At 55.4% G+C, this 19991-nt stretch carries 18 protein-coding genes and 3 tRNA genes; 8 read left to right on the top strand and 13 right to left on the bottom strand.

The window, feature by feature from the left end; all coding sequences use genetic code 11:
* Positions 1-63: 63 nt before the first annotated feature.
* Entirely contained in the window at positions 64-1038 is a 975-nt protein-coding gene (gene cysB, locus L1249_RS07195) for an HTH-type transcriptional regulator CysB (RefSeq protein ID WP_062375744.1), read from the top strand.
* A gap of 71 nt (positions 1039-1109) precedes the next feature.
* On the opposite strand, the gene L1249_RS07190 is transcribed toward cysB, so the two are convergent.
* Both L1249_RS07190 and pabB read right to left on the bottom strand, forming a co-directional pair.
* Positions 1110-1730: a phosphoadenosine phosphosulfate reductase domain-containing protein gene (locus L1249_RS07190; RefSeq protein ID WP_044628120.1), complete on the bottom strand. Its 621-nt coding sequence runs from the start codon at positions 1728-1730 to the stop codon at positions 1110-1112.
* A 118-nt stretch (positions 1731-1848) separates the two neighbouring features.
* On the bottom strand, positions 1849-3207 hold the full coding sequence (gene pabB, locus L1249_RS07185) for an aminodeoxychorismate synthase component I (RefSeq protein WP_054640880.1): 1359 nt from the start codon (positions 3205-3207) through the stop codon (positions 1849-1851).
* A 250-nt stretch (positions 3208-3457) separates the two neighbouring features.
* On the opposite strand from pabB, the gene L1249_RS07180 reads away from it, so the two are divergent.
* The 5 genes from L1249_RS07180 to prpF all read left to right on the top strand — a co-directional run bounded on the left by L1249_RS07180 (position 3458) and on the right by prpF (position 10254).
* Entirely contained in the window at positions 3458-4201 is a 744-nt protein-coding gene (locus L1249_RS07180; protein ID WP_044628118.1) for a GntR family transcriptional regulator, read from the top strand.
* 14 nt (positions 4202-4215) lie between these two features.
* Positions 4216-5118 (top strand): methylisocitrate lyase, encoded by a 903-nt coding sequence (gene prpB / locus L1249_RS07175; protein ID WP_058576287.1) that lies wholly within the window; start codon positions 4216-4218, stop codon positions 5116-5118.
* A gap of 79 nt (positions 5119-5197) precedes the next feature.
* Positions 5198-6325 carry a bifunctional 2-methylcitrate synthase/citrate synthase gene (prpC, locus tag L1249_RS07170; RefSeq protein WP_228168699.1) on the top strand — a complete coding sequence of 376 codons (1128 nt, stop codon included), beginning with the start codon at positions 5198-5200 and terminating at the stop codon, positions 6323-6325.
* A 31-nt stretch (positions 6326-6356) separates the two neighbouring features.
* A complete protein-coding gene (acnD, locus tag L1249_RS07165) occupies positions 6357-8996 on the top strand; it encodes a Fe/S-dependent 2-methylisocitrate dehydratase AcnD (protein ID WP_044628115.1) in 2640 nt (879 codons plus the stop codon).
* Between the two features lie 79 nt (positions 8997-9075).
* A complete protein-coding gene (prpF, locus tag L1249_RS07160; protein WP_044628114.1) occupies positions 9076-10254 on the top strand; it encodes a 2-methylaconitate cis-trans isomerase PrpF in 1179 nt (392 codons plus the stop codon).
* 69 nt (positions 10255-10323) lie between these two features.
* On the opposite strand, the gene L1249_RS07155 is transcribed toward prpF, so the two are convergent.
* A complete protein-coding gene (locus tag L1249_RS07155) occupies positions 10324-10608 on the bottom strand; it encodes a ComEA family DNA-binding protein (protein WP_044628113.1) in 285 nt (94 codons plus the stop codon).
* Between the two features lie 283 nt (positions 10609-10891).
* On the opposite strand from L1249_RS07155, the gene pyrF reads away from it, so the two are divergent.
* On the top strand, positions 10892-11596 hold the full coding sequence (gene pyrF / locus L1249_RS07150) for an orotidine-5'-phosphate decarboxylase (RefSeq protein WP_058576291.1): 705 nt from the start codon (positions 10892-10894) through the stop codon (positions 11594-11596).
* Here pyrF and lapB read toward each other — a convergent pair whose 3' ends face one another.
* From lapB to L1249_RS07135, 3 genes are all read right to left on the bottom strand, one after another.
* Complete coding sequence (gene lapB / locus L1249_RS07145; protein WP_044628111.1) at positions 11597-12796, bottom strand: lipopolysaccharide assembly protein LapB; 1200 nt, start codon at positions 12794-12796, stop codon at positions 11597-11599.
* On the bottom strand, positions 12797-13102 hold the full coding sequence (locus L1249_RS07140) for a LapA family protein (protein ID WP_044628110.1): 306 nt from the start codon (positions 13100-13102) through the stop codon (positions 12797-12799). It lies immediately after the preceding gene.
* 99 nt (positions 13103-13201) lie between these two features.
* A complete protein-coding gene (locus L1249_RS07135; RefSeq protein WP_044628109.1) occupies positions 13202-13498 on the bottom strand; it encodes an integration host factor subunit beta in 297 nt (98 codons plus the stop codon).
* A gap of 220 nt (positions 13499-13718) precedes the next feature.
* Between L1249_RS07135 and L1249_RS07130 the strand changes: the two genes are divergently transcribed.
* The gene (locus L1249_RS07130) at positions 13719-14012 is read left to right on the top strand and encodes an FAD assembly factor SdhE (RefSeq protein WP_044628108.1); all 294 of its coding nucleotides are present in this window, start codon (positions 13719-13721) and stop codon (positions 14010-14012) included.
* 370 nt (positions 14013-14382) lie between these two features.
* On the opposite strand, the gene nadB is transcribed toward L1249_RS07130, so the two are convergent.
* From nadB to uvrY, 7 genes are all read right to left on the bottom strand, one after another.
* A complete protein-coding gene (nadB, locus tag L1249_RS07125; protein ID WP_228168700.1) occupies positions 14383-15990 on the bottom strand; it encodes an L-aspartate oxidase in 1608 nt (535 codons plus the stop codon).
* A 202-nt stretch (positions 15991-16192) separates the two neighbouring features.
* Positions 16193-16279: transfer RNA gene (locus L1249_RS07120), tRNA-Leu, on the bottom strand.
* 39 nt (positions 16280-16318) lie between these two features.
* Positions 16319-16392, bottom strand: a tRNA-Cys gene (locus L1249_RS07115).
* 25 nt (positions 16393-16417) lie between these two features.
* A tRNA-Gly gene (locus L1249_RS07110) sits at positions 16418-16492 on the bottom strand.
* Positions 16493-16591: 99 nt separating this feature from the next.
* The gene (gene pgsA, locus L1249_RS07105; protein ID WP_044628106.1) at positions 16592-17140 is read right to left on the bottom strand and encodes a CDP-diacylglycerol--glycerol-3-phosphate 3-phosphatidyltransferase; all 549 of its coding nucleotides are present in this window, start codon (positions 17138-17140) and stop codon (positions 16592-16594) included.
* Positions 17141-17239: 99 nt separating this feature from the next.
* Positions 17240-19054, bottom strand: coding sequence for an excinuclease ABC subunit UvrC (uvrC, locus tag L1249_RS07100; RefSeq protein WP_228168701.1), 1815 nt, complete (start codon positions 19052-19054; stop codon positions 17240-17242).
* Between the two features lie 46 nt (positions 19055-19100).
* Positions 19101-19751 carry a UvrY/SirA/GacA family response regulator transcription factor gene (uvrY, locus tag L1249_RS07095; RefSeq protein WP_058576295.1) on the bottom strand — a complete coding sequence of 217 codons (651 nt, stop codon included), beginning with the start codon at positions 19749-19751 and terminating at the stop codon, positions 19101-19103.
* Positions 19752-19991 lie beyond the last annotated feature (240 nt).

Genomic DNA, 19991 nt, shown 5'->3' with positions numbered 1-19991 from the left:
CACACAGTGGCAGCGTGAGGATGCGCTTTTACGTGCTTCCTGCATAGATTATAGGGTGAGGATATGAAGCTACAGCAACTTCGCTATATCTGGGAAGTCAATCGACACAACCTGAACGTCTCGGCAACGGCGCAGAGTTTGTTTACCTCTCAACCGGGTATCTCAAAGCAGATTCGTTTGCTGGAGGATGAGCTAGGCGTTGAAATCTTTGCTCGCAGTGGCAAACATTTAACCCGCGTCACTCCTGCTGGGCAGTCGATTATCGAGCTAGCAGGCCAGGTACTTAAGCTGACCGAAAATATCAAGCAGGTGGCGCAAGAGCATAGCGACGAGCGCCGCGGGAGCCTGGCGATTGCCACGACCCATACTCAAGCTCGCTATGCACTGCCGCCGATTATCAGTGAATTTACTCTGAAATACCCCGAAGTGGCGCTGCATATGCAGCAAGGCACGCCTAAGCAGATTGCCCAGATGGTGAGCGAAGGGCTGGCAGATTTTGCTATTGCGACGGAGTCATTAGAGCTATTTACCGATTTAGTGCTGCTGCCGTGCTACCGCTGGAACCGTTGCGTACTGGTGCCCAAAGAGCACCCACTGGCAACGCTGGATGGCCCGCTAACGCTTGAGGCCCTGGCCGAGCATCCGCTGGTGACTTACGTGTTCGGGTTTACCGGGCGTTCACAGTTAGACGATGCATTCAAAGCGAAGGGCTTAACACCCAATGTGGTACTAACCGCTGCCGATGCCGATGTGATCAAGACTTACGTTCGCCTAGGTATGGGCGTTGGCATTGTCGCTCACATGGCCGTAGATCCGGTGCTAGATAGTGACCTAGTGGCTCTGGATGCCAGCCATTTATTTGCCAGCTCCACCACTAAAATCGGCATTCGGCGTGGCACCTTTATGCGCGGCTACATGTACGACTTCCTGGCTCGCTTTGCGCCTCACTTAACCCGTGACCGGGTGGACGAAGCACTCATGGCCGGGCCGCGCTTTGAACAAGCGCTGTTTGAGGGTGTAGAACTGCCTGAGTATTAAGTGCTATTTCATTTTAAGCCCAGGCGGGAAGCCTGGGCGTCGTGCTGGGTATTGGTAGCTTTATTGGTAGCTTAGTGCTGAAGGTGTAGCCCGCATTCGCGTTTCTCTTCTACCTTGGTGGGGTCAAAGTAGTCGAAGTTGTTGGGTAGGTCGTGGGCCTCTAAGTAGTAGTACATATCTTTAGCGGTCCACTGCAGCAGTGGGGCGACTTTTAGTAAGCCGTCGCTATTGCGGCTAACCACCTGCATTTTAGCCCGTTCGGGCGTGTCTTCGGCACGTAGCGCGGTAAACCACACATCGGGTTGCATCTCGCGTAGTGCGCGCTCAAATGGTTCAAGCTTCACTTCTTGAGTAAAGGCATCATGGCGCGGGTCATCAATGCCGGGCATGGGACCTTCCAGCGCTTCGCGGTGGGCGCGAGTGCGCTTTGGTAAAAAGCTGACAATGTTTAAGTTGAGGCGCTGGATCAGCGCATCGGCGAACTGGTAAGTCGCCTCGGTGTTGTAACCGCTATCCATCCAGACAATGGGGATATCAGGGCGTACTTGCGTCACCATATGCAGAATGACCGCTTCGAAGGGGCGGAAGTTGGTGGTGCAGATAGGGCGTTCGCCCTGGCTGAACGCCCACTCAATCAGTTCTTGAGGGTTGTTGGCAAAGTCGCGATTAATCTGTTCAAGCGTTGAGGACATGCGGCCTCCTAAGTGAAAAAGTGTGCAATGCCCCTAGGCTACCAAAGGCGGGGGGCTTCTCCCCAATACCGTTTGGTTAGGCTTTTATATTTCTTTTTGATGTAAGAACGTTGATCGCTTATTCCAAAGCGTCTATTAAGTGGCGGATCTTATCCAGCGTTTCGGTGTACTCTTCATCTGCTTTTGAATCCGCCACCAGCCCGCCGCCACCCCACACGTGGAGAGCGCCATCGTCAGCCACCATTGTGCGTATGGCAATGGAGGTGTCCATGCTGCCGCGAACATCGATATAACCTAGGCTGCCGCAGTAAACGCTGCGCTGGCAGGGTTCCAGCTCATCAATAATCTGCATCGCCCGTATTTTTGGCGCGCCGGTAATCGAGCCGCCAGGAAACGCGGCGGTGAGCAGCGAAAGCGGTGAGTGCTGGGCAGCAAGTTGGCCCTGTACCACGCTGACTAAGTGGTGCACGTTGGGATAGCTCTCAAGCTGGCACAGCTGCGGCACGCGAATAGAGCCAGGTGTGCATACGCGCCCTAGGTCATTACGCAGCAAGTCCACAATCATCACGTTCTCCGCGCGATCTTTAGTACTGCTGAGCAGCTCGTCCGACAGGGCACGATCCTCTTCTGGGGTTCTTCCTCGTGGGCGGGTGCCTTTTATCGGGCGGGTTTCCACCAAGCCGTCACGGCACTGGATAAAGCGCTCAGGAGAGAGTGATAAAACAGCTTGGCTACCCCATGCCATAAAGCCTGAAAAGGGCGTAGGCGTTGCTTCACGCAGTTTAAGGTATGCCTGCCACTCGTCTCCTTGATAGCGGGCCGAAAAGCGCTGGGCCAAATTGATTTGGTAGCAGTCCCCCGCAAGGATATAGCGCTGTACCGCCGCAAAACGCTCGGTATATTCTGCCTGGCTAAGTTCGGCTATAAACGGCTGTGTGAGCCGAAAGGCGTGGCTAGGTGTTGCTGGTTCGTTTAACCACTCCATTACCTGCTTGCGCCGCTGTTCGCTGCCTACCAGCCACGCTTGTTCGATGACGTGGTCAAATGTGATACACCAATCAAACAGCCCTAAACGCGCTAAAGGTAACTGGGTGACGGGCGGGTGCTGGCTGGGTATGTCTGCATGGTTGCGGCCAAGGTCATAGCTCCAGTAACCCATCAGGCCACCTAAAAAGGGGAGCTCGCTCTTGAGGTTGGCTGTGGGTAGCTGCTCTAAAAGCCACTGCTGCTGTGCATGGCTGTTGCCCATCAACGATGGGGGGAGTGTCAGCGTGTCAGACTCAAACGCTGTGTGGCCATCTGGCGATATTTTTAGCGTAGCGAGGGGGTCACTGCTAAGGATGTCGTAACGCCCGGTTGTGGCCTTCGGACGGCCGCTATCGAGCAACACCGCACCGGGGCGTTGCCTGAGTTTGGCAAACAGTGCCAAAGGGTCGGAAGAGTAGGGCAGGGCTGTAATCGTCAACGCCGTTGTCATGAAGCAAACGCCAGGCCAGTGAGGGCGCCATATTTTATAGGTCGTACCACCATCGCACCAGCAGAAGCCATCGACGACTTTCTCACGCTTGAGGTGCGAGCTATCCTAATTTATTTGATTGTTGACAGTTGTTTCCCGGGTCCATACCCGCTTGCAACGAAAGACGTATAAAAACGCCTATTTTGCATGGTTGACGAGGGAAATAGAGAGGGCTAAAGTTCCTCTATTCCTTAATTGTCGACAATTAGCCATGACGTTACTTGCTACAACATCCTCGCCTTCCGATGAAGCCTCGTCCGAGCCGGTCTCACCTGAGGTGCGTACGCTCGCAGAGCGCGTGTTTCATCAGCTGCAAAGCGCCATTGTGCGCGGCGAGCTAGCGCCAGGCAGTAAAATTACCGAGCCAGGGCTATCCAAAACCTACGGTATCTCCCGTGGGCCGCTGCGTGAAGCCATGCGACGCCTGGAAGCTCACCGCTTGATTGAACGCGTGCCCCACGTAGGCGCGCGGGTGGTCAAACTCTCCATGAAAGAGCTGCTGGAGCTCTTCGACGTACGCGAAGCCTTAGAGAGCATGGCTGCCCGCTTGGCCGCCGAGCATATGTCGCCTGAGGAGATTCAGGGCTTACGCGATGTACTGGCGGTGCATGAAAGCCAGGGCGACTTAAAGCGCGGTGAAGCCTATTACCAGCGTGAAGGCGACCTGGATTTCCATTATTGCATTGTTCAAGGCAGCCACAACAAGATGCTGATGAACCTGCTTTGCGATGACCTTTACTACCTAGTGCGCCTCTATCGTACCCAGTTTAGTGCCAGCGGTACGCGCCCCCAGCGGGCATTTGTAGAGCACCACCGTATTGTGGACGCTATTGAAGCCGGTGACGCTGAACTTGCCGAGCTATTGATGCGCCGCCATGTCAGCGCTTCTCGTGCCAATGTCGCTGACCGCTATGCCGCCATTCTCGAACAACAATCAACAACATCTGCCGACTAAAGGAGCTAACGCCCATGTCTACCACACCATCATCCAAGCTTACCCCTGGGGCACGGTTTCGTGCCGCGCTTGAAGCCAATCGCCCGCTGCCGATTTTAGGCACCATCAACGCCTATACGGCCATGATGGCTGAGCGTGTAGGCCATCAAGCCATTTATCTTTCGGGTGGTGGTGTGGCGAATGCATCGTTTGGCCTGCCGGATCTAGGTATGACCACCATGAACGACGTAGTGGAAGATGCACACCGCATCTGTGGCGCCACTGAGTTGCCGCTGCTGGTGGATATCGATACAGGGTGGGGCGGTGCGTTTAATATTGCCCGCACTGTGAAAGAGATGCAGCGGGCAGGCGTGGCGGCTGTTCACTTGGAAGACCAAGTAGCGCAAAAGCGCTGCGGCCACCGGCCGAACAAAGCCATTGTCTCGCAGCAGGAAATGGTAGACCGCATCAAAGCCGCCGCCGATGCCAAGCTGGACCCCGATTTCTACCTCATCGCACGCACCGATGCGTTCCAAAAAGAGGGGCTGGACGCTGCCATCGAGCGGGCGAACGCCTGCGTGGAAGCAGGTGCCGACGCTATCTTTGCCGAAGCGGTACATACGCTGGATGACTATAAGGCATTCTGCCAGCGAGTAAATGCTCCCATTTTGGCCAACATTACCGAGTTCGGCGCGACGCCGCTGTTTAGCCAGCAGGAGCTGGGTGAAGTGGGTTGCCGCATGGTGCTCTACCCGCTCTCGGCGTTCCGGGCCATGAATGCCGCCGCGTTGAAGGTGTACCAGAGCATTCTAGATAACGGTCATCAACGTGAGGTGGTCGACACCATGCAGACCCGCGATGAGCTGTACGACTTTTTGAATTACCACGACTTTGAGCAAAAGCTTGACGCGCTGTTTGCCGAGCAAAAAGACGTTTAACGAAAGCGAGCTCTTTAGCTAACAGCGCTAATTTACTAACAACACTTATAAAACTAATAAGTACGTCAGGAGAGATAACATGGCTGATAAACCGCTAGCAGGCGCAGGACTTCGGGGGCAGAGCGCAGGTGCGACGGCCCTATGTACCGTGGGTAAAACCGGTTCCGGCCTCACCTATCGCGGCTTTGATATTAAGGAGCTGGCTGAAAAAGCCAAATTTGAAGAAGTCGCCTACCTGCTGTTGAAAGGCAAACTGCCCAACCAGGCGGAGCTTGACCACTACATTGCCAAGCTAAAAGGCCTGCGTGGCCTGCCTGATGCGCTGAAAACCGTGCTGGAGCAGATTCCTAAAGACGCTCACCCGATGGACGTGATGCGTACGGGGGCCTCCATGCTGGGTAACCTGGAAACTGAAGAGAGCTTTGACGAGCAGCAGGACGTGGCGGATCGCCTGCTAGCGGTGCTGCCCTCGATTATTTGCTACTGGTATCGCTTCAGCCATGACGGCGTGCGTATTGATACCGAAACCGATGATGCCTCGGTAGGTGGCCACTTCCTACATATGCTACGCGGCGAGCCCGCCTCCGAACTGCATGCCCGGGTGATGAACGTCTCGCTGATTCTGTATGCCGAGCACGAGTTCAATGCTTCAACTTTCACCGCTCGGGTATGCGCTTCTACGCTTTCCGATATGCACTCTTGTATCACCGGCGCGATTGGCTCACTGCGCGGCCCGCTGCACGGTGGCGCCAACGAAGCGGCCATGGCGATGATCGAGAACTGGGCATCGCCAGAGGAAGCAGAGCGGGAAATGCTCGGTATGCTGGAGCGTAAAGAGAAAATCATGGGCTTTGGCCATGCGATCTATCGGGAGTCGGATCCGCGTAATGCCATTATCAAAGAGTGGTCGAAGAAGCTGGCGGATGATGTTGGCGACACCGTGCTCTATCCGGTGTCCGTTCGCTGTGAGGAGGTGATGTGGCGTGAGAAGAAACTGTTCTGCAACGCCGATTTCTTCCATGCCAGCGCTTACCACTTCATGGATATCCCGACCAAGCTGTTTACACCGATTTTCGTGATGTCCCGGGTGACTGGCTGGGCAGCGCATGTGTTCGAGCAGCGTGCCAATAATCGAATTATTCGCCCCAGTGCTGATTATATCGGCCCTGAGAAGAACGAATGGGTACCCATCGAAGCGCGCGACTGATCGGTTGCGAGGTGACTAAGTGAGAGGCGTTATGAACACGAATTATCGCAAGCCGCTACCGGGCGTTCTGGTAGAGGGCGAGCCGGTAGAGTTCTTCGATGCACGCCAAGCGGTCGAGGATATCCAGCACGGCGCCTATGCCAAACTGCCCTACACTTCGCGTGTATTGGCCGAACAGCTGGTACGTCGCTGTGACCCTGAGCTGCTCACCGATGCTCTAAAACAGCTCATTGAGCGCAAGCAGGATTTAGATTTTCCCTGGTACCCGGCACGGGTGGTATGTCACGACATTCTTGGCCAAACCGCGCTGGTAGATTTAGCTGGCCTGCGTGATGCCATTGCCGATAAAGGCGGTGACCCGGCCAAGGTCAACCCGGTCGTGCCCACTCAGCTTATCGTCGACCACTCGCTGGCCGTCGAACATGCGGGCTTTGAGAAGGATGCCTTCGAGAAAAACCGCCAAGTAGAGGATCGTCGTAACGACGACCGCTTCCACTTTATTAACTGGACCAAGCTGGCATTTGAAAACGTCGATGTGATTCCCCCCGGCAACGGCATCATGCACCAGATCAACCTGGAGAAGATGTCCCCAGTGGTGCAGTGCCGCCCTGATGAGCAGGGCGTGCGTATTGCCTATCCAGATACATGTGTGGGTACCGACAGCCATACGCCGATGGTGGATGCGCTAGGGGTGATCTCCGTAGGTGTCGGTGGCCTGGAGGCGGAAAGCGTGATGCTGGGCCGCGCCTCGATGATGCGCCTGCCGGATATTGTCGGGGTCGAGCTTACCGGCAAACTACAGCCGGGGATTACCGGCACGGATATGGTGCTGGCGATTACCGAGTTTCTGCGTAAAGAGCGCGTAGTGGGCGCTTACTTAGAGTTCTACGGCGAAGGCGCTGACGCGCTGACCGTGGGCGACCGCGCCACGATTTCCAATATGACGCCGGAGTATGGTGCTACGGCGGCGATGTTCTACATCGATAACCAAACCATTGAGTATCTCAAGCTCACTGGGCGTGAAGATGAGCAAGTCGCGCTGGTGGAAGCGTATGCCAAGCATACTGGGCTATGGGCAGATGATCTCAAGAGTGCCTATTACGAACGGGTATTGACGTTTGATCTCTCAAGCGTGGAGCGCACGTTGGCTGGCCCTTCTAACCCCCATGCCCACCTGCCTACTTCCGAGCTGGCAAAGCGGGGTATCGCCATCGACTTGGATAAAGCCCGGGCCGATGAGCAGGCAGGCAGAATGCCGGATGGTGCGGTGATTATTGCCGCCATCACCAGCTGCACCAACACGTCTAACCCGCGCAATATGGTGGCGGCTGGGTTGATTGCTCGCAACGCCAACCGGTTAGGGCTGACCCGCAAACCGTGGGTGAAGTCGTCGCTGGCCCCTGGCTCCAAAACCGTCAAGATGTACTTAGAAGAAGCGCACTTGATGGATGAGTTGGAAAACCTCGGCTTTGGTGTGGTGGCCTACGCCTGTACCACCTGTAACGGGATGTCTGGTGCGCTGGAGCCGCACATCCAGCAGGAAATCATTGACCGCGACCTGTACGCCACGGCAGTGCTCTCCGGCAACCGAAACTTTGACGGGCGTATCCACCCCTACGCCAAGCAGGCGTTTTTGGCCTCACCGCCGTTGGTGGTGGCGTATGCCATCGCAGGCACCATTCGCTTTGATATCGAAAAAGACGTGCTGGGGTATGACACGCAGGGTAATCCGATCACCCTCAAGGACATCTGGCCCGACGATAGCGAAATCGATGCCATCGTGAAGTCGTCGGTGAAGCCCGAGCAGTTCCGCCAAACCTATATCCCGATGTTCGATCTGGATAAAAGTGCGCGCACGCAGGTAAGCCCGCTCTACGAATGGCGGCCCCAGAGCACCTATATTCGCCGCCCGCCCTACTGGGAAGGCAACATGGCGAAAGAGCGTGGGCTGAAGGGCATGCGCCCGCTGGCGATTCTGCCGGACAACATCACCACCGACCACCTCTCGCCCTCCAATGCCATCATGCTCGATAGCGCAGCGGGGGAGTACTTGCACAAAATGGGCCTGCCGGAGGAGGACTTTAACTCCTACGCCACCCACCGCGGTGATCACCTGACCGCCCAGCGGGCAACGTTGGCGAACCCGAAACTGTTCAACGAAATGGTCCACGACGAGCAGGGCAAGGTGCTGCAGGGGTCGCTGGCGCGGATCGAGCCGGAGGGTAAAGTGACCCGCATGTGGGAAGCCATCGAGACCTATATGGCCCGCAAGCAGCCGCTGATTATTATTGCCGGAGCGGATTACGGCCAAGGCTCATCCCGTGACTGGGCGGCCAAAGGCGTTGCCCTTGCGGGGGTAGAGGCCATCGTCGCCGAGGGCTTTGAGCGTATTCACCGCACGAACCTGATCGGTATGGGTGTTATGCCGCTGCAGTTCGAGGAAGGGACCACGCGGAAAACCCTAGAGTTGGACGGCACGGAAGTCTTCGATGTGGAAGGCACGCCCGAACCGCGCGCCATGCTCACCCTAGTCATTCACCGCACCAGTGGTAGCACCGAGCGCGTGCCAGTGGTTTGCCGATTGGATACGGCCGAAGAAGTGACCATCTATTCTGCCGGTGGCGTGCTGCAGCGTTTTGCTCAGGACTTTTTGGAATCCTCCGTTGCCTAGTCGTCTCAGCGCGATGGTAAGGGGGTAATGAATAGCGAATAGCCTGGCCGTAGCCAGGCTATTGTTTAAGAGGTGCGTCATGGCTCATCAAGCACAAATGCGTATTCCCGCCACCTATATGCGGGGCGGCACCAGTAAAGGGGTGTTTTTCACTTTGAGTGACCTGCCCACCGCCGCTCAGGTGCCGGGTGAAGCGCGGGATAAGCTGCTGCTGCGGGTGATAGGCAGCCCCGACCCTTATGAAAAACAAATTGATGGCATGGGGGGCGCCACGTCCAGCACCAGCAAAACGGTGATTCTCTCGAAGAGTGACTCGCCCGATCACGATGTGGATTACCTATTCGGCCAAGTCTCGATCGATAAACCCTTTGTGGATTGGAGCGGCAACTGTGGCAACCTATCCGCGGCGGTAGGGCCTTACGCTATCGCCAATGGCTTGGTCGATCCCGCTAAGGTGCCTCGAAACGGCATCGCGGAAGTGCGTATTTGGCAGGCCAATATTCAGAAAACCATCGTTGCCCAAGTACCCATGGCGGAGGGTGAAGTGCAAGAGACCGGTGATTTCGAGCTGGATGGCGTGACCTTTCCGGCGGCAGAAATCCCCGTCGCGTTTATAGACCCTGCCGATGGTGAGGGCGCGATTTTTCCCACCGGTAACGTGGTCGATGACCTAGAGGTGCCGGGTGTTGGTGTGCTGAAAGCAACGTTGATTAATGCCGGTATTCCAACGGTGTTCGTCAATGCTGAGGCGCTGGGCTACACCGGGTGTGAGCTGCAAGAGGCGATTAACGGGGATGCCAAGGCGCTGGAGATGTTTGAAACGATTCGCGCCCACGGGGCCGTCCGCATGGGGCTGATTAGCCATGTGGAGGAGGCTGCCAGCCGTCAGCATACTCCCAAAGTGGCCTTTGTGGCCCCCGCAGCTAGCTATATGGCATCGAGTGGGAAAGCCGTCAATGCTGAAGATATTGACCTAGTGGTGCGGGCGCTCTCGATGGGCAAGCTACACCACGCCATGATGGGCACGGCGGCGGTCGCTATTGGCGCGGCAGCGGCGATTCAGGGTACGTTGGTGAATTTAGCGGCCGGTGGCATTGAGCGTGAAGCGGTGACGTTTGGCCATCCTTCAGGGTCACTTCGGGTTGGGGCGAAAGCCAGCCTGGTAGACGGGCGCTGGCAGATTGATCAGGCGGTAATGAGCCGCAGTGCACGAGTGTTAATGGAAGGGCGAGTGCGAGTGCCCGGCGATACAATTTAAGCGGCTTGTCAGCACCGCCACCGCCGATGTGTAACCGTGCGGTGGCATGTGGTGGGTTGCTTTTTAAATTTACTCTTCAAATTTGATTTGATCACGCATACGGTCAACGGTGGCTGGCCCAATGCCGTTCACGCGGGTCAGGTCATCGGCATTTTCAAAGGCACCGTTGGCTTCGCGCTCTTCAATAATCGCTGTCGCGCGGCTTGGGCCAATACCGGGCAGCTCAGCAAGCAGTTCCTCATCGGCACTGTTGACGTTAATCGGCGCAATGGCTTGAGCCATCGCTGTTCCTGATAGGCCAAGGCTGAGGCTAATAAGTAGTGCGGCTGCGATACGCTTAAACGTTGTCTGCATCGTTAACATCCTTCTGTTTTTTCCATTGAGCCAGTCGCGTACTCAGCACGAAAGGCCATGAGCGCAGCGATAGGAGTGAAGCTTTATTCGCCGCCTTAGTTGAAATTAGCATTTAGAACAGTGAATGCTGTAAGTCATCGACGATGGTTTTTGTAAGCCTTTTGCTACAGGGAAATGGCCAATCGCTTACACTGCAAGCTCTGTGGGGCTGGTACACTAATCAATACCCATCGCGTCAATGGCGCAATTTCCCTTTAAGCGTTCACGAACACGGAGTAAGCGCGTGTCCACCGATTCCCCACTGATTATTGCCCTGGATTACCCTTCGCTTGATGCAGCTCTGTGCATGGCAGACCAGCTTGACCCTACTCGGTGCCGTCTCAAAGTCGGTAAAGAGCTGTTTACGCGAAGTGGCCCTGCCGTACTGGAAGCGCTCCATGGACGTGGTTTCGATGTGTTCCTGGATCTTAAATTTCACGATATTCCTAATACCGTGGCCAGTGCTGTTCAGGCGGCGGCAGAGCAGGGTGTTTGGATGGTAAACGTTCACGCCTCTGGCGGGCGCAAAATGATGGAGGCAGCGGCAAAGCGCTTATCCGACCATCAGCTTACTACGCACTTAATTGCGGTCACGGTGCTGACTAGCATGCAGGCGGAAGACTTGGCGGATGTGGGCATTACTGCAAGCCCTGCTGAGCACGTCATGCGCTTGGCAGCCCTGGCCCAGCAAAGCGGATTAGACGGCGTGGTGTGCTCGGCGCAGGAGGCGGCGCAGATCGAGGCGCAGTGCGGCAGCGCATTCTTAAAAGTAACGCCCGGTATTCGTCCTAGCTTTGCGGCGGCGAACGATCAACAGCGCATCATGACGCCTGCTGACGCAATGCAGGCGGGTAGCACGCATTTAGTGGTAGGTCGTCCGGTCACGCAAGCAGAAGACCCTATGGCAGCATTAGCGGCTATTGAGGCCGAGCTGGTAGGTGGGCAATAGCTATTCGCCCTCGACGCCGGTAATTGGTTTAATAGTGCCCCAGCGGCGGCAGCTGGGGCACTGCCAAGCCAGGCTGTCGCTACTAAACCCACAGCGGCGGCAGCGATGGCGGGGGCGTCCCTTCAGCAGGGCATCGGTATGGTGTTTTAGTAAGAGGAGTCGGGTATCCGGTGTGGCTTTACCAGCGAGCCGTTCACTTTCCAGGTAGAGATCAACTAGGTAATCAAGCCCTCCTAGGCTGGGCGCTTCACTCAGCCACTCGCCGGTTCGCTCGATAGCGCTGTCTACTCCATCTCTTTGATGAACGAGTTCCCCTAGCGTCACAATGACGCTGGTATACGGCGCTTGGCCTAGTAGTTTATACAGGTGGCTTTCCAGACCGGGTAAGTTGTTATTGCGGGTATAAGCGCGCTGGAGCGCTGGTAGCATGGTCGGTACGTGAGCGATATCCTGCTGGGGTATATGATTAAGCCGCTCGATAGCTTTTGCATAGTGACCATTATCCATCTCTAATTCAGCCAGCATTAAGGTGGCGCGAATACAGCGCTCATCCAACTGGAGCGCTTTTTTGAGGTGCTTACGCGCCATTGCGCGGCTAGATTGATCAATTTCCTGTTGGGCAAGTTCACAGAGCCAGTGTGATGCAGGGCGGCGCATGGCGGGTTGCTGCTTAATCAGCGGTTGAACAACGTCTAGCGCGTCTTGCCACTCTTTTTCTCGCTCAAGTAAATCAATCAGCAGCCGCTTCGCTTCTAGACGGAGCGCTTCGTTCACCGAGTGTTCTAGCAGGCTGCGCAGTAGCCGCTGGGCTCGGTCGTGCACACCCAAGGCGATAAAGTCGCGGGCGAGCTCAAGCTGAATGATTTCATTAGTCGTGGTAGAGAGTGCTGGGCGGGCTAGCAGGTTTTGATGAATGCTAACGGCTTTATCTGCTTCACCGCGGGCACGGAAAAGCTTGCCAAGGGCAATATGAGTATCAATGGTGTCGCTATTAACATCCAATGCATGGATAAAGGTGTTAATCGCTTCGTCGGGCTGCTCGTTCAGCAGATAGTTCAGCCCGACGAAGTATTCCCGTGATAAGCCGGGAGTACGCGAGGCGGGGGAGTGCTGCTGGCGGCGGTAGGCGTAACGGATGCCTAGGCCAAAGCCGATGGCAATGGCTGCCAAGAGTACGCCTAGCAGCACAGCATCATGCATTTACGCCAGTTCCTTCAACCCCTGAGTGCGTAACCGGTCTAGCTCTTTGCGCTGCTGTTTATTGTGACGCTCACTGCGGGCAAGCCGTGCTTTCAGGCGAACATAAACACCCAGCATGGCCAGCATGCCGACAATGACGCCCACCGCTAGGGTGGCTAGTAGCCATACGGAGAGTGATACGGCAGGCAGTTCAGCCCAAATTAGGTTTAAGGCAATGGCTTGCTGGTTATTCACAGCAAACAGAATGCCCACCAGCATCACTACCAATAAAATGACGGCCAGAATCAGCCCTTTGATCCAACGCATGAGAGTTTCCTAATCAGTGACGTTCACGATGATGCTATTGTGTCTGAGTCTGGGCGCGACGTCATCCCGCAGAAGGTCGGATGGCGCTATTAACTCGCTTTAGTAACCTAAAGCGCGGCTCGCATCGACTTGTTCGCGCAGCTCCTTGCCCGGTTTAAAGTGCGGTACGTATTTGCCGTCTAAATCTACCGGGTCGCCGGTTTTAGGATTACGCCCCGTGCGCGGCTTGCGATAATGAAGCGAAAAGCTGCCAAAACCACGGATCTCTACTCGTCCTCCAGTGGCGAGAGCATCGGTCATATCATCTAGGATAATACGCACCGCTGTTTCGACATCCTTGGCGGATAGCTCCGGTTGACGCATCGCAATTTGTTCGATTAGTTCAGACTTGGTCATCGGTTGGCTCCCTGCGTTTAAAGGCCGTAATGCACATGCGACCTCGATAACTTTGAAATCAGCATACTGCGCATAACCGCATAAAACAATTCAGATAAAACAAGGTACTAGGCAAGTTAGTACGAAGCTGATTAACAGCATAGGCGAAGCTTGGCCCTGGCGCGACCCCACAGCTTCGGTATACTGGCTTTTCATTTTCATCTACTCGGAGAGGCTGACGTTGAGCGACGATACTTCCCCCGCCGCTGTGCTTCGTAAGCGGCTTTACTGGCACTCCCGGCGCGGTATGTGGGAGCTGGATCTGCTGTTAATTCCCTTTTTAGAAAAACGCTTCGACACGCTGAGCGAAGAGGAGCAGTTGACGTATCAGCGTTTGATTGAAGAAGAGGATCAAGATTTGTTCGTTTGGCTGATGCATCGTGAGTGGCCTGAAGATCCGGACTTGCGCCATCTTGTGCAAATGATCGTTGAGCATGCTGAAACCACCGATAACACTGCTTATCGCACGCTCTAAGCTGGCAGGCGGGCTTTACGGGGCGTTGGTGCTGGGGCTGGCGATACTAATAGGTTGGGCGATAGGCCATTGGTTAGGGGGATTAACGCTAAGCATTGGAATGGCGTTAGTGTATTGCTCCTATAGTGCGCAGCCATGTGGGGCGCTGCAGCTCACCAAGAACGGCAGCCAGATAGAGGGATGCTGGTTGCTAGCCACTGGAGAGGCGGGGCCGACATTAGGAGTTAGCTGTGACTATCTAGGGCCTTGGCTAGTAGGGCTTCGTATGGGATCACAGCGTCTCTGGTTATGGCCAGACAGTCTCCCAGGCGACAGTCAGCGCGCCCTGCGCCGATGTTTCCATCGGCCTGGTCGATAGTTTGGCAGGGCGTTAGTGCGGAAGCCCTGCTAAACGTAAACTATCTAGTGTCAGCTGAGAAGGGCTGGAGGTGGCCTGATGTTCTGGCCAGTCAATAGAGTAATGCAAGCCCCGAGACTCGTGGCGTTGAGAGGCGGCCAGCACAGTGAGTTGAGCAAGCATAATGGCTTGCCTTAGTCGCATACTTTCTGGGTGCGACATCGCTTTATCTAGCTTTTCCAATTCTTTTTTGATTTCTGCCAGTGCTTCACTGGCGGCAGCAAGGCCTTGGTCGCTTCTTACTATCGATACGTATTGACTCATGACGCTGCGCATCTTAAAGCGGAGCTTTCTAAGTGCCTCTAGTTCCACGTTAATGCTGGGCTGAATGATAGGTGCTTGATGATCACCCCCTGTATTCAGCGGCTCATTGGGTGGCGAGGGCAAGGAGAGCAGATGCCGGGCGCAGCTACGCGCATAAACCAAACACTCAAGCAGCGAATTGCTAGCCATACGGTTTGCGCCGTGGAGGCCGGTGTAGGCCGTTTCGCCAATGGCATAAAGGTTGGCAACGTCGGTAGCGCCAGCGTGGTCGGTAGCGACGCCGCCACAGCTATAATGGGCGGCGGGCACAACGGGGATCGGTTGGCGCGTAATATCCATTCCCCGCGAGGCGCAATGAGCCAAAATTGTAGGGAAGTGATGGCGTATAGAGGCTTCCCCTAAGTGGCGTATATCTAGCCAGACGTGCCCCAGCGTGCCTTGCTGAATCTGTGCATCAATGGCTCTGGCCACCACATCTCTAGGCGCTAGCTCGGCACGTGGATCGAGGTCGGGCATAAAACGATGGCCAGCTTCGTTAAGCAGGTGGCCGCCTTCACCGCGCACCGCCTCGCTAATCAGAAAGGCTGGGCCATCCGGGTCGAATAGGCAGGTAGGGTGAAACTGCTGAAACTCAAGATTGGCAAGCGTTGCTCCCAGCTCAGCCGCCATCATCATACCTTCGCCGCTGCTGGGTGCTGGGGTGGTGGTGTGCCGGTATAACCCGCTTGCGCCGCCGGTAGCGAGAACGGTGTGATGGGCATAAAACGCTTGTCGGCGCTGCTCGCTATCGACACCTTGGGCGCCAATGCAGTGGCCCTCAGCGTTACTCAGCAGGGTGAGAATGGTCAGGTCGCTGCGCTGAGTAATGCCAGGGTGGGCGGAGACTTTATTGACCAAGGTTTCAACTACCGCACGACCGGTGGCGTCATCGGCATGAATAATGCGTCGCGCGTTGTGCCCACCTTCTCGGGTCAGGTGGTAGGGGTAGCGGGCACTTGGGTCCGGGTCGGGCGTAAACGGCACACCGTTGTCAATGAGCCATTGAATCGCCTCAGGACCATGGGTGACGGTAAAACGAACGGCGTCTTCATCGCATAGTCCATCGCCAGCGATGAGGGTATCGCGTACATGGTCGTCGAGATTGTCATCCGGAGAGAGCACTGCCGCAATGCCGCCCTGTGCCCAGCGGCTGGCTCCTTGATCATCCAGTGCCGGACGTACCAGCGTGACTGACAAGTGGTCAGCAACTTCTAGCGCTAGGGTGAGGCCGGCGACGCCGCCGCCGATAATAAGTAGGTCGGTTGTTGGCGTGCTCATAGGGGCCCGCTCCTTCTTTTTGCTATCAAAAGCTGCGCGCGCAACACGCTTTCACAGGGAGGATGGCATCATAGCGTGACCACTGGCGCTTAGCGATGGTGTAGGCAAAAAAGCGAAAGGTAACTGATCGGGTGGGCGTTAAACACAAAAAAGCCGCGTAGATCAGAAGATCTCGCAGCGTCATGTTCTTACTAACAATTCATGGTGCCCGGAGCCGGACTTGAACCGGCACGGGGTTGCCCCCGAGAGATTTTAAGTCTCTTGCGTCTACCAATTTCGCCATCCGGGCAGTGTATCGGCGCTTTAGCAGCAATCGCTACACTGACAATGGAGGCTGGAGTCGGAATCGAACCGGCGTACACGGAGTTGCAGTCCGCTGCATAACCACTCTGCCATCCAGCCTAACAAGTCATTGGCGTTAACCAAATGGAGCGGGAAAAGAGATTCGAACTCTCGACCCTCGCCTTGGCAAGGCGATGCTCTACCACTGAGCTATTCCCGCTCGACTCGAGGGCGAATTATACGCATCGCTGCGCGCTTGTCAAACAATCAATTTATCAACGGGTTCAAAGAGCTACTGTGCTGCTGACATTTATGCTGCCTACATTGAGCGACTAAGGTGCGGCCAAGCAGCTTTTAGATACTGAGCCATTGACCAAAGCGTGAGAGCAGCGGCAGCGTACAGAACAACCACGCCCAGTAGCGCGATTTCGTGCCCTGGCGGGAAGGCCAGCAGTACCAGAATGGCGACCATCTGCAGCGTGGTTTTTAGTTTGCCAACCCAAGAGACAGCCACCATGCCGCGTTTACCCATTTCGGCCATCCACTCCCGCAGGGCTGAAATAACGATCTCACGACCGATAATCACCAGTGCGGGCAGCGTCAGGATCAGCGTGTCGAAACGCTCAATTAACAGTGCAAGCGCCACGGCGACCATAAGTTTGTCTGCCACAGGGTCTAAAAAGGCGCCGAAGGGTGTCGACTGATTCCAGCGGCGGGCCAGGTAGCCATCGAGCCAGTCGGTGACCGATGCTAGGGCAAATAAACCAGCGGCAACCGGCATGCTCCAACTGAAAGGTAGATAAAACAGTACTACCAGTAGAGGGATAAAGACGATTCTTGCCAGTGTAAGTATGTTGGGTATATTCATCGCAGGGCGCGATCCTTGCCGGAGAATCATGAAAGTCGGAGTGTAATGTGCGGGTTATTCTATCCCCCTTAGCGCATTGCATCCATGTTAAGAACAAGTTTATCCATTCAGTGCCGTATAAATGGTCTCTGCGAGGGCTGCATTAATTCCGGGCACCCTGGCTAGTTCATCACGGCTGGCCTTTTGTACGCCCTGTAGGCCACCAAAAAAGCGCAGAAGTTCACGCCGCCGTTTAGGGCCTATGCCAGGAATATCCTGCAAAGTAGACGTGCGTCGCGCTTTGTCTCGCGCTGCCCGGTGGCCTGCAATCGCAAAGCGGTGGGACTCATCGCGGATATGCTGGATTAAATGCAGTGCCGGCGAAGCCGGATCTAAAGGTAGCGGGTTATCGCTGGTCTCTAAGAAGAGAGTTTCCAGCCCGGCCTTGCGAGTGGTTCCTTTGGCAACGCCTAGTAGGATGATGTTGGTGACCGAAAGGTCGTTTAGTACCTCGCGTGCCATATTGAGCTGCCCTTTGCCGCCATCCACAATCAGAATATCGGGGGCCACTGCTTCTCCGTTTTTTACCCGCTTCAGGCGCCGCGTCAGCGCTTGTTGCATGGCGGCGTAATCATCCCCTGCTGCGATGCCTTCAATGCGGAAGTGGCGATAGTCACTTTTACGCGGGCCTTGGTGGTCAAACACCACGCAAGACGCCACGGTGGCTTCGCCCTGGCTGTGGCTGATATCGAAACACTCAAGCCGCTCTGGCAGTTTTTCCAGTCCCAGCGCTTTTTGCAGTGCCTCAAACCGCTGAGTGAGCTGGGTTTTATTGGCCAGCTGTGATGCAAGCTGCTGCTCGGCGTTGGTCATGGCGAGGTGCTGCCATTGGGCGCGATGCCCGCGCACTTGGCTTGCTACTCTGACTTTTTTGCCTGCTTGCTGAGAGAGGGTATCGGCAATCAGAGTGCTATCTTCCAGCGGGAGGCTAGTAATTACTTCTCGGGGTACGTTATGCGGCTGGCCAAAATAGTATTGACTAACCACTTCGGTCAGCAGCATTTCTGGCGGCAGGTCTAGATCATTCTTTGGCGTATGGTGCCGAGCGCCCAGTAGACGACCATCACGCACGCTCAATATGGAGATGCCGAGTGCGCCAGTGCGTTGGGCTAAGGCGAAAACGTCTGCGTCGCCGCTCTCGTTATCCACAAACTGGCGCTGCTGCAGCTGGCGTAGCTGCTGGATTTGGTCACGCAGGCGTGCGGCCTCTTCAAAGTGGAGCGCTTGGCTGGCTACTTCCATCTCTTGGGTTAATAGCTGGGTCACGTGCTCGCTTTTGCCTTCTAGGCACATCACCGCATGTTCCACATCCCGGCGATACTCCTCTTCTGAGATGTAATCAACACAAGGGGCGCTGCAGCGCTGAATTTGATACTGCAAGCAAGGGCGAGAGCGGTGGGCAAAAACACTGTCTTCGCAGTTACGGATGCGAAAAATTTTCTGCATCAGTGTCAGGCTCTCTTTTACGGCCCCGCTGCTGGGGTAGGGACCCAGGTAGCGGCCATCGTCGCGACGCTGGCGTGCTCGCTTATATTCCAAAGCGGGGTAGGGGTGGCGGTCAGTGACAAACACAAACGGGTAGGATTTATCATCCCGTAGCAGGATGTTGTAGGGCGGGCGAAGCTCCTTAATTAATGTTTGTTCAAGCAGCAGTGCTTCGGTTTCGCTACGGGTGACCGTAATTTGAATATCGGCAATGCGTGCCACCATCGCCTGGGTTTTGGTATTGAGCTGGCCGCGGAAATAGCTTGCCAGTCGTGCTTTCAAACGCTTCGCTTTGCCGACATAGAGCGTGTTTTGCTCCTCATCCAGCATGCGGTAAACACCGGGTGAAGTGCTGACAGAGCTTAAAAACTGCTTGGCATCAAAAGTCATAGCTGGGCATTGGAGCTCTTAAACGGCAGAAGTTGCGATGGTAGGTCTATCCCATAGTGGCGTCAAAACCTTCGACTAGACCGTGGCGTAAGGCGAGATGGGTCAACTCGACATCACTGGTGACATGTAGCTTATCAAACAAGCGATAACGGTAAGTGTTAACAGTTTTAGGGCTAAGGTGTAGACGGTCAGAAATATCTTGTACTCGCTGACAGTTGACGATCATCAAAGCAATTTGTAGCTCGCGATCAGAGAGCTGGTTAAATGGGCTATCTTCGTCAGTGAAGTGGGCGAGTGCTAGCCGCTGTGCAATTTCTTGGCTTATATAGCGCCCGTTGCGGAAGACTTGGCGAATGGCATCGGTCATTTCCACCGCATCAGCCCCTTTGCTTAAAAAGCCCGATGCACCGGCTTCAAGCATGCGCCTCAGGACGCTGTCCTCTAAGTGGGCGGTAAGAATGATAACCTTAATGTCAGCCAGGGTGCGATGAATACGCCGTGTGGCTTCTAGCCCGCCGATACCCGGCATACGAATATCCATGAGGACAATGTCGGGCTTTAGTTGTCGGCACTGGGCGACGGCGCTCTCTCCATCATCCACTTCGCCCACAATTTTAATATCGGACTCTTCGTTTAGCAGGTGGGCGATGCTGGTTCTCACCAGGTGGTGATCATCGGCAATTAAAACGTTGATCAAAGGTCTGGCTCCTGCAGGTAATCATCGTGGACTCAAGCGATACGCACGCTGCGAACCTATAGAGTGCCACAGCTCTCAGCAAAGGAGAATTAGATGATGCTGGTTTGCTTTAACTAGCGTCTCCCCACTTTTCCACAGGTGGTGCTGTAACTGCCTGAATAGCGTTGAAAATTTCAGTGCTATCAACGAGATCGGGGGCTTTCCCGCCGGTATCATGTTGTTACCCCTAACACCATGAAC

This window comes from Halomonas sp. Cn5-12 (genome assembly GCF_021532545.1).
GTDB lineage: Bacteria > Pseudomonadota > Gammaproteobacteria > Pseudomonadales > Halomonadaceae > Vreelandella > Vreelandella aquamarina.
This window is presented reverse-complemented; position numbering and strand designations above follow the sequence as displayed.

Excerpts from the sequence above, each read along its gene's own strand:
- lapB (WP_044628111.1), bottom strand. The coding sequence starts at position 12,796 with ATGCATGATGCTGTGCTGCTAGGCGTACTCTTGGCAGCCATTGCCATC.
- L1249_RS07140 (WP_044628110.1), bottom strand. The coding sequence starts at position 13,102 with ATGCGTTGGATCAAAGGGCTGATTCTGGCCGTCATTTTATTGGTAGTG.
- L1249_RS07180 (WP_044628118.1), top strand. The coding sequence starts at position 3,458 with ATGACGTTACTTGCTACAACATCCTCGCCTTCCGATGAAGCCTCGTCC.
- pabB (WP_054640880.1), bottom strand. The coding sequence starts at position 3,207 with ATGACAACGGCGTTGACGATTACAGCCCTGCCCTACTCTTCCGACCCT.
- L1249_RS07190 (WP_044628120.1), bottom strand. The coding sequence starts at position 1,730 with ATGTCCTCAACGCTTGAACAGATTAATCGCGACTTTGCCAACAACCCT.
- nadB (WP_228168700.1), bottom strand. The coding sequence starts at position 15,990 with ATGAGCACGCCAACAACCGACCTACTTATTATCGGCGGCGGCGTCGCC.
- L1249_RS07155 (WP_044628113.1), bottom strand. The coding sequence starts at position 10,608 with ATGCAGACAACGTTTAAGCGTATCGCAGCCGCACTACTTATTAGCCTC.
- cysB (WP_062375744.1), top strand. The coding sequence starts at position 64 with ATGAAGCTACAGCAACTTCGCTATATCTGGGAAGTCAATCGACACAAC.
- pgsA (WP_044628106.1), bottom strand. The coding sequence starts at position 17,140 with ATGAATATACCCAACATACTTACACTGGCAAGAATCGTCTTTATCCCT.
- prpF (WP_044628114.1), top strand. The coding sequence starts at position 9,076 with ATGGCTCATCAAGCACAAATGCGTATTCCCGCCACCTATATGCGGGGC.
- L1249_RS07135 (WP_044628109.1), bottom strand. The coding sequence starts at position 13,498 with ATGACCAAGTCTGAACTAATCGAACAAATTGCGATGCGTCAACCGGAG.
- acnD (WP_044628115.1), top strand. The coding sequence starts at position 6,357 with ATGAACACGAATTATCGCAAGCCGCTACCGGGCGTTCTGGTAGAGGGC.
- prpB (WP_058576287.1), top strand. The coding sequence starts at position 4,216 with ATGTCTACCACACCATCATCCAAGCTTACCCCTGGGGCACGGTTTCGT.
- uvrC (WP_228168701.1), bottom strand. The coding sequence starts at position 19,054 with ATGACTTTTGATGCCAAGCAGTTTTTAAGCTCTGTCAGCACTTCACCC.
- prpC (WP_228168699.1), top strand. The coding sequence starts at position 5,198 with ATGGCTGATAAACCGCTAGCAGGCGCAGGACTTCGGGGGCAGAGCGCA.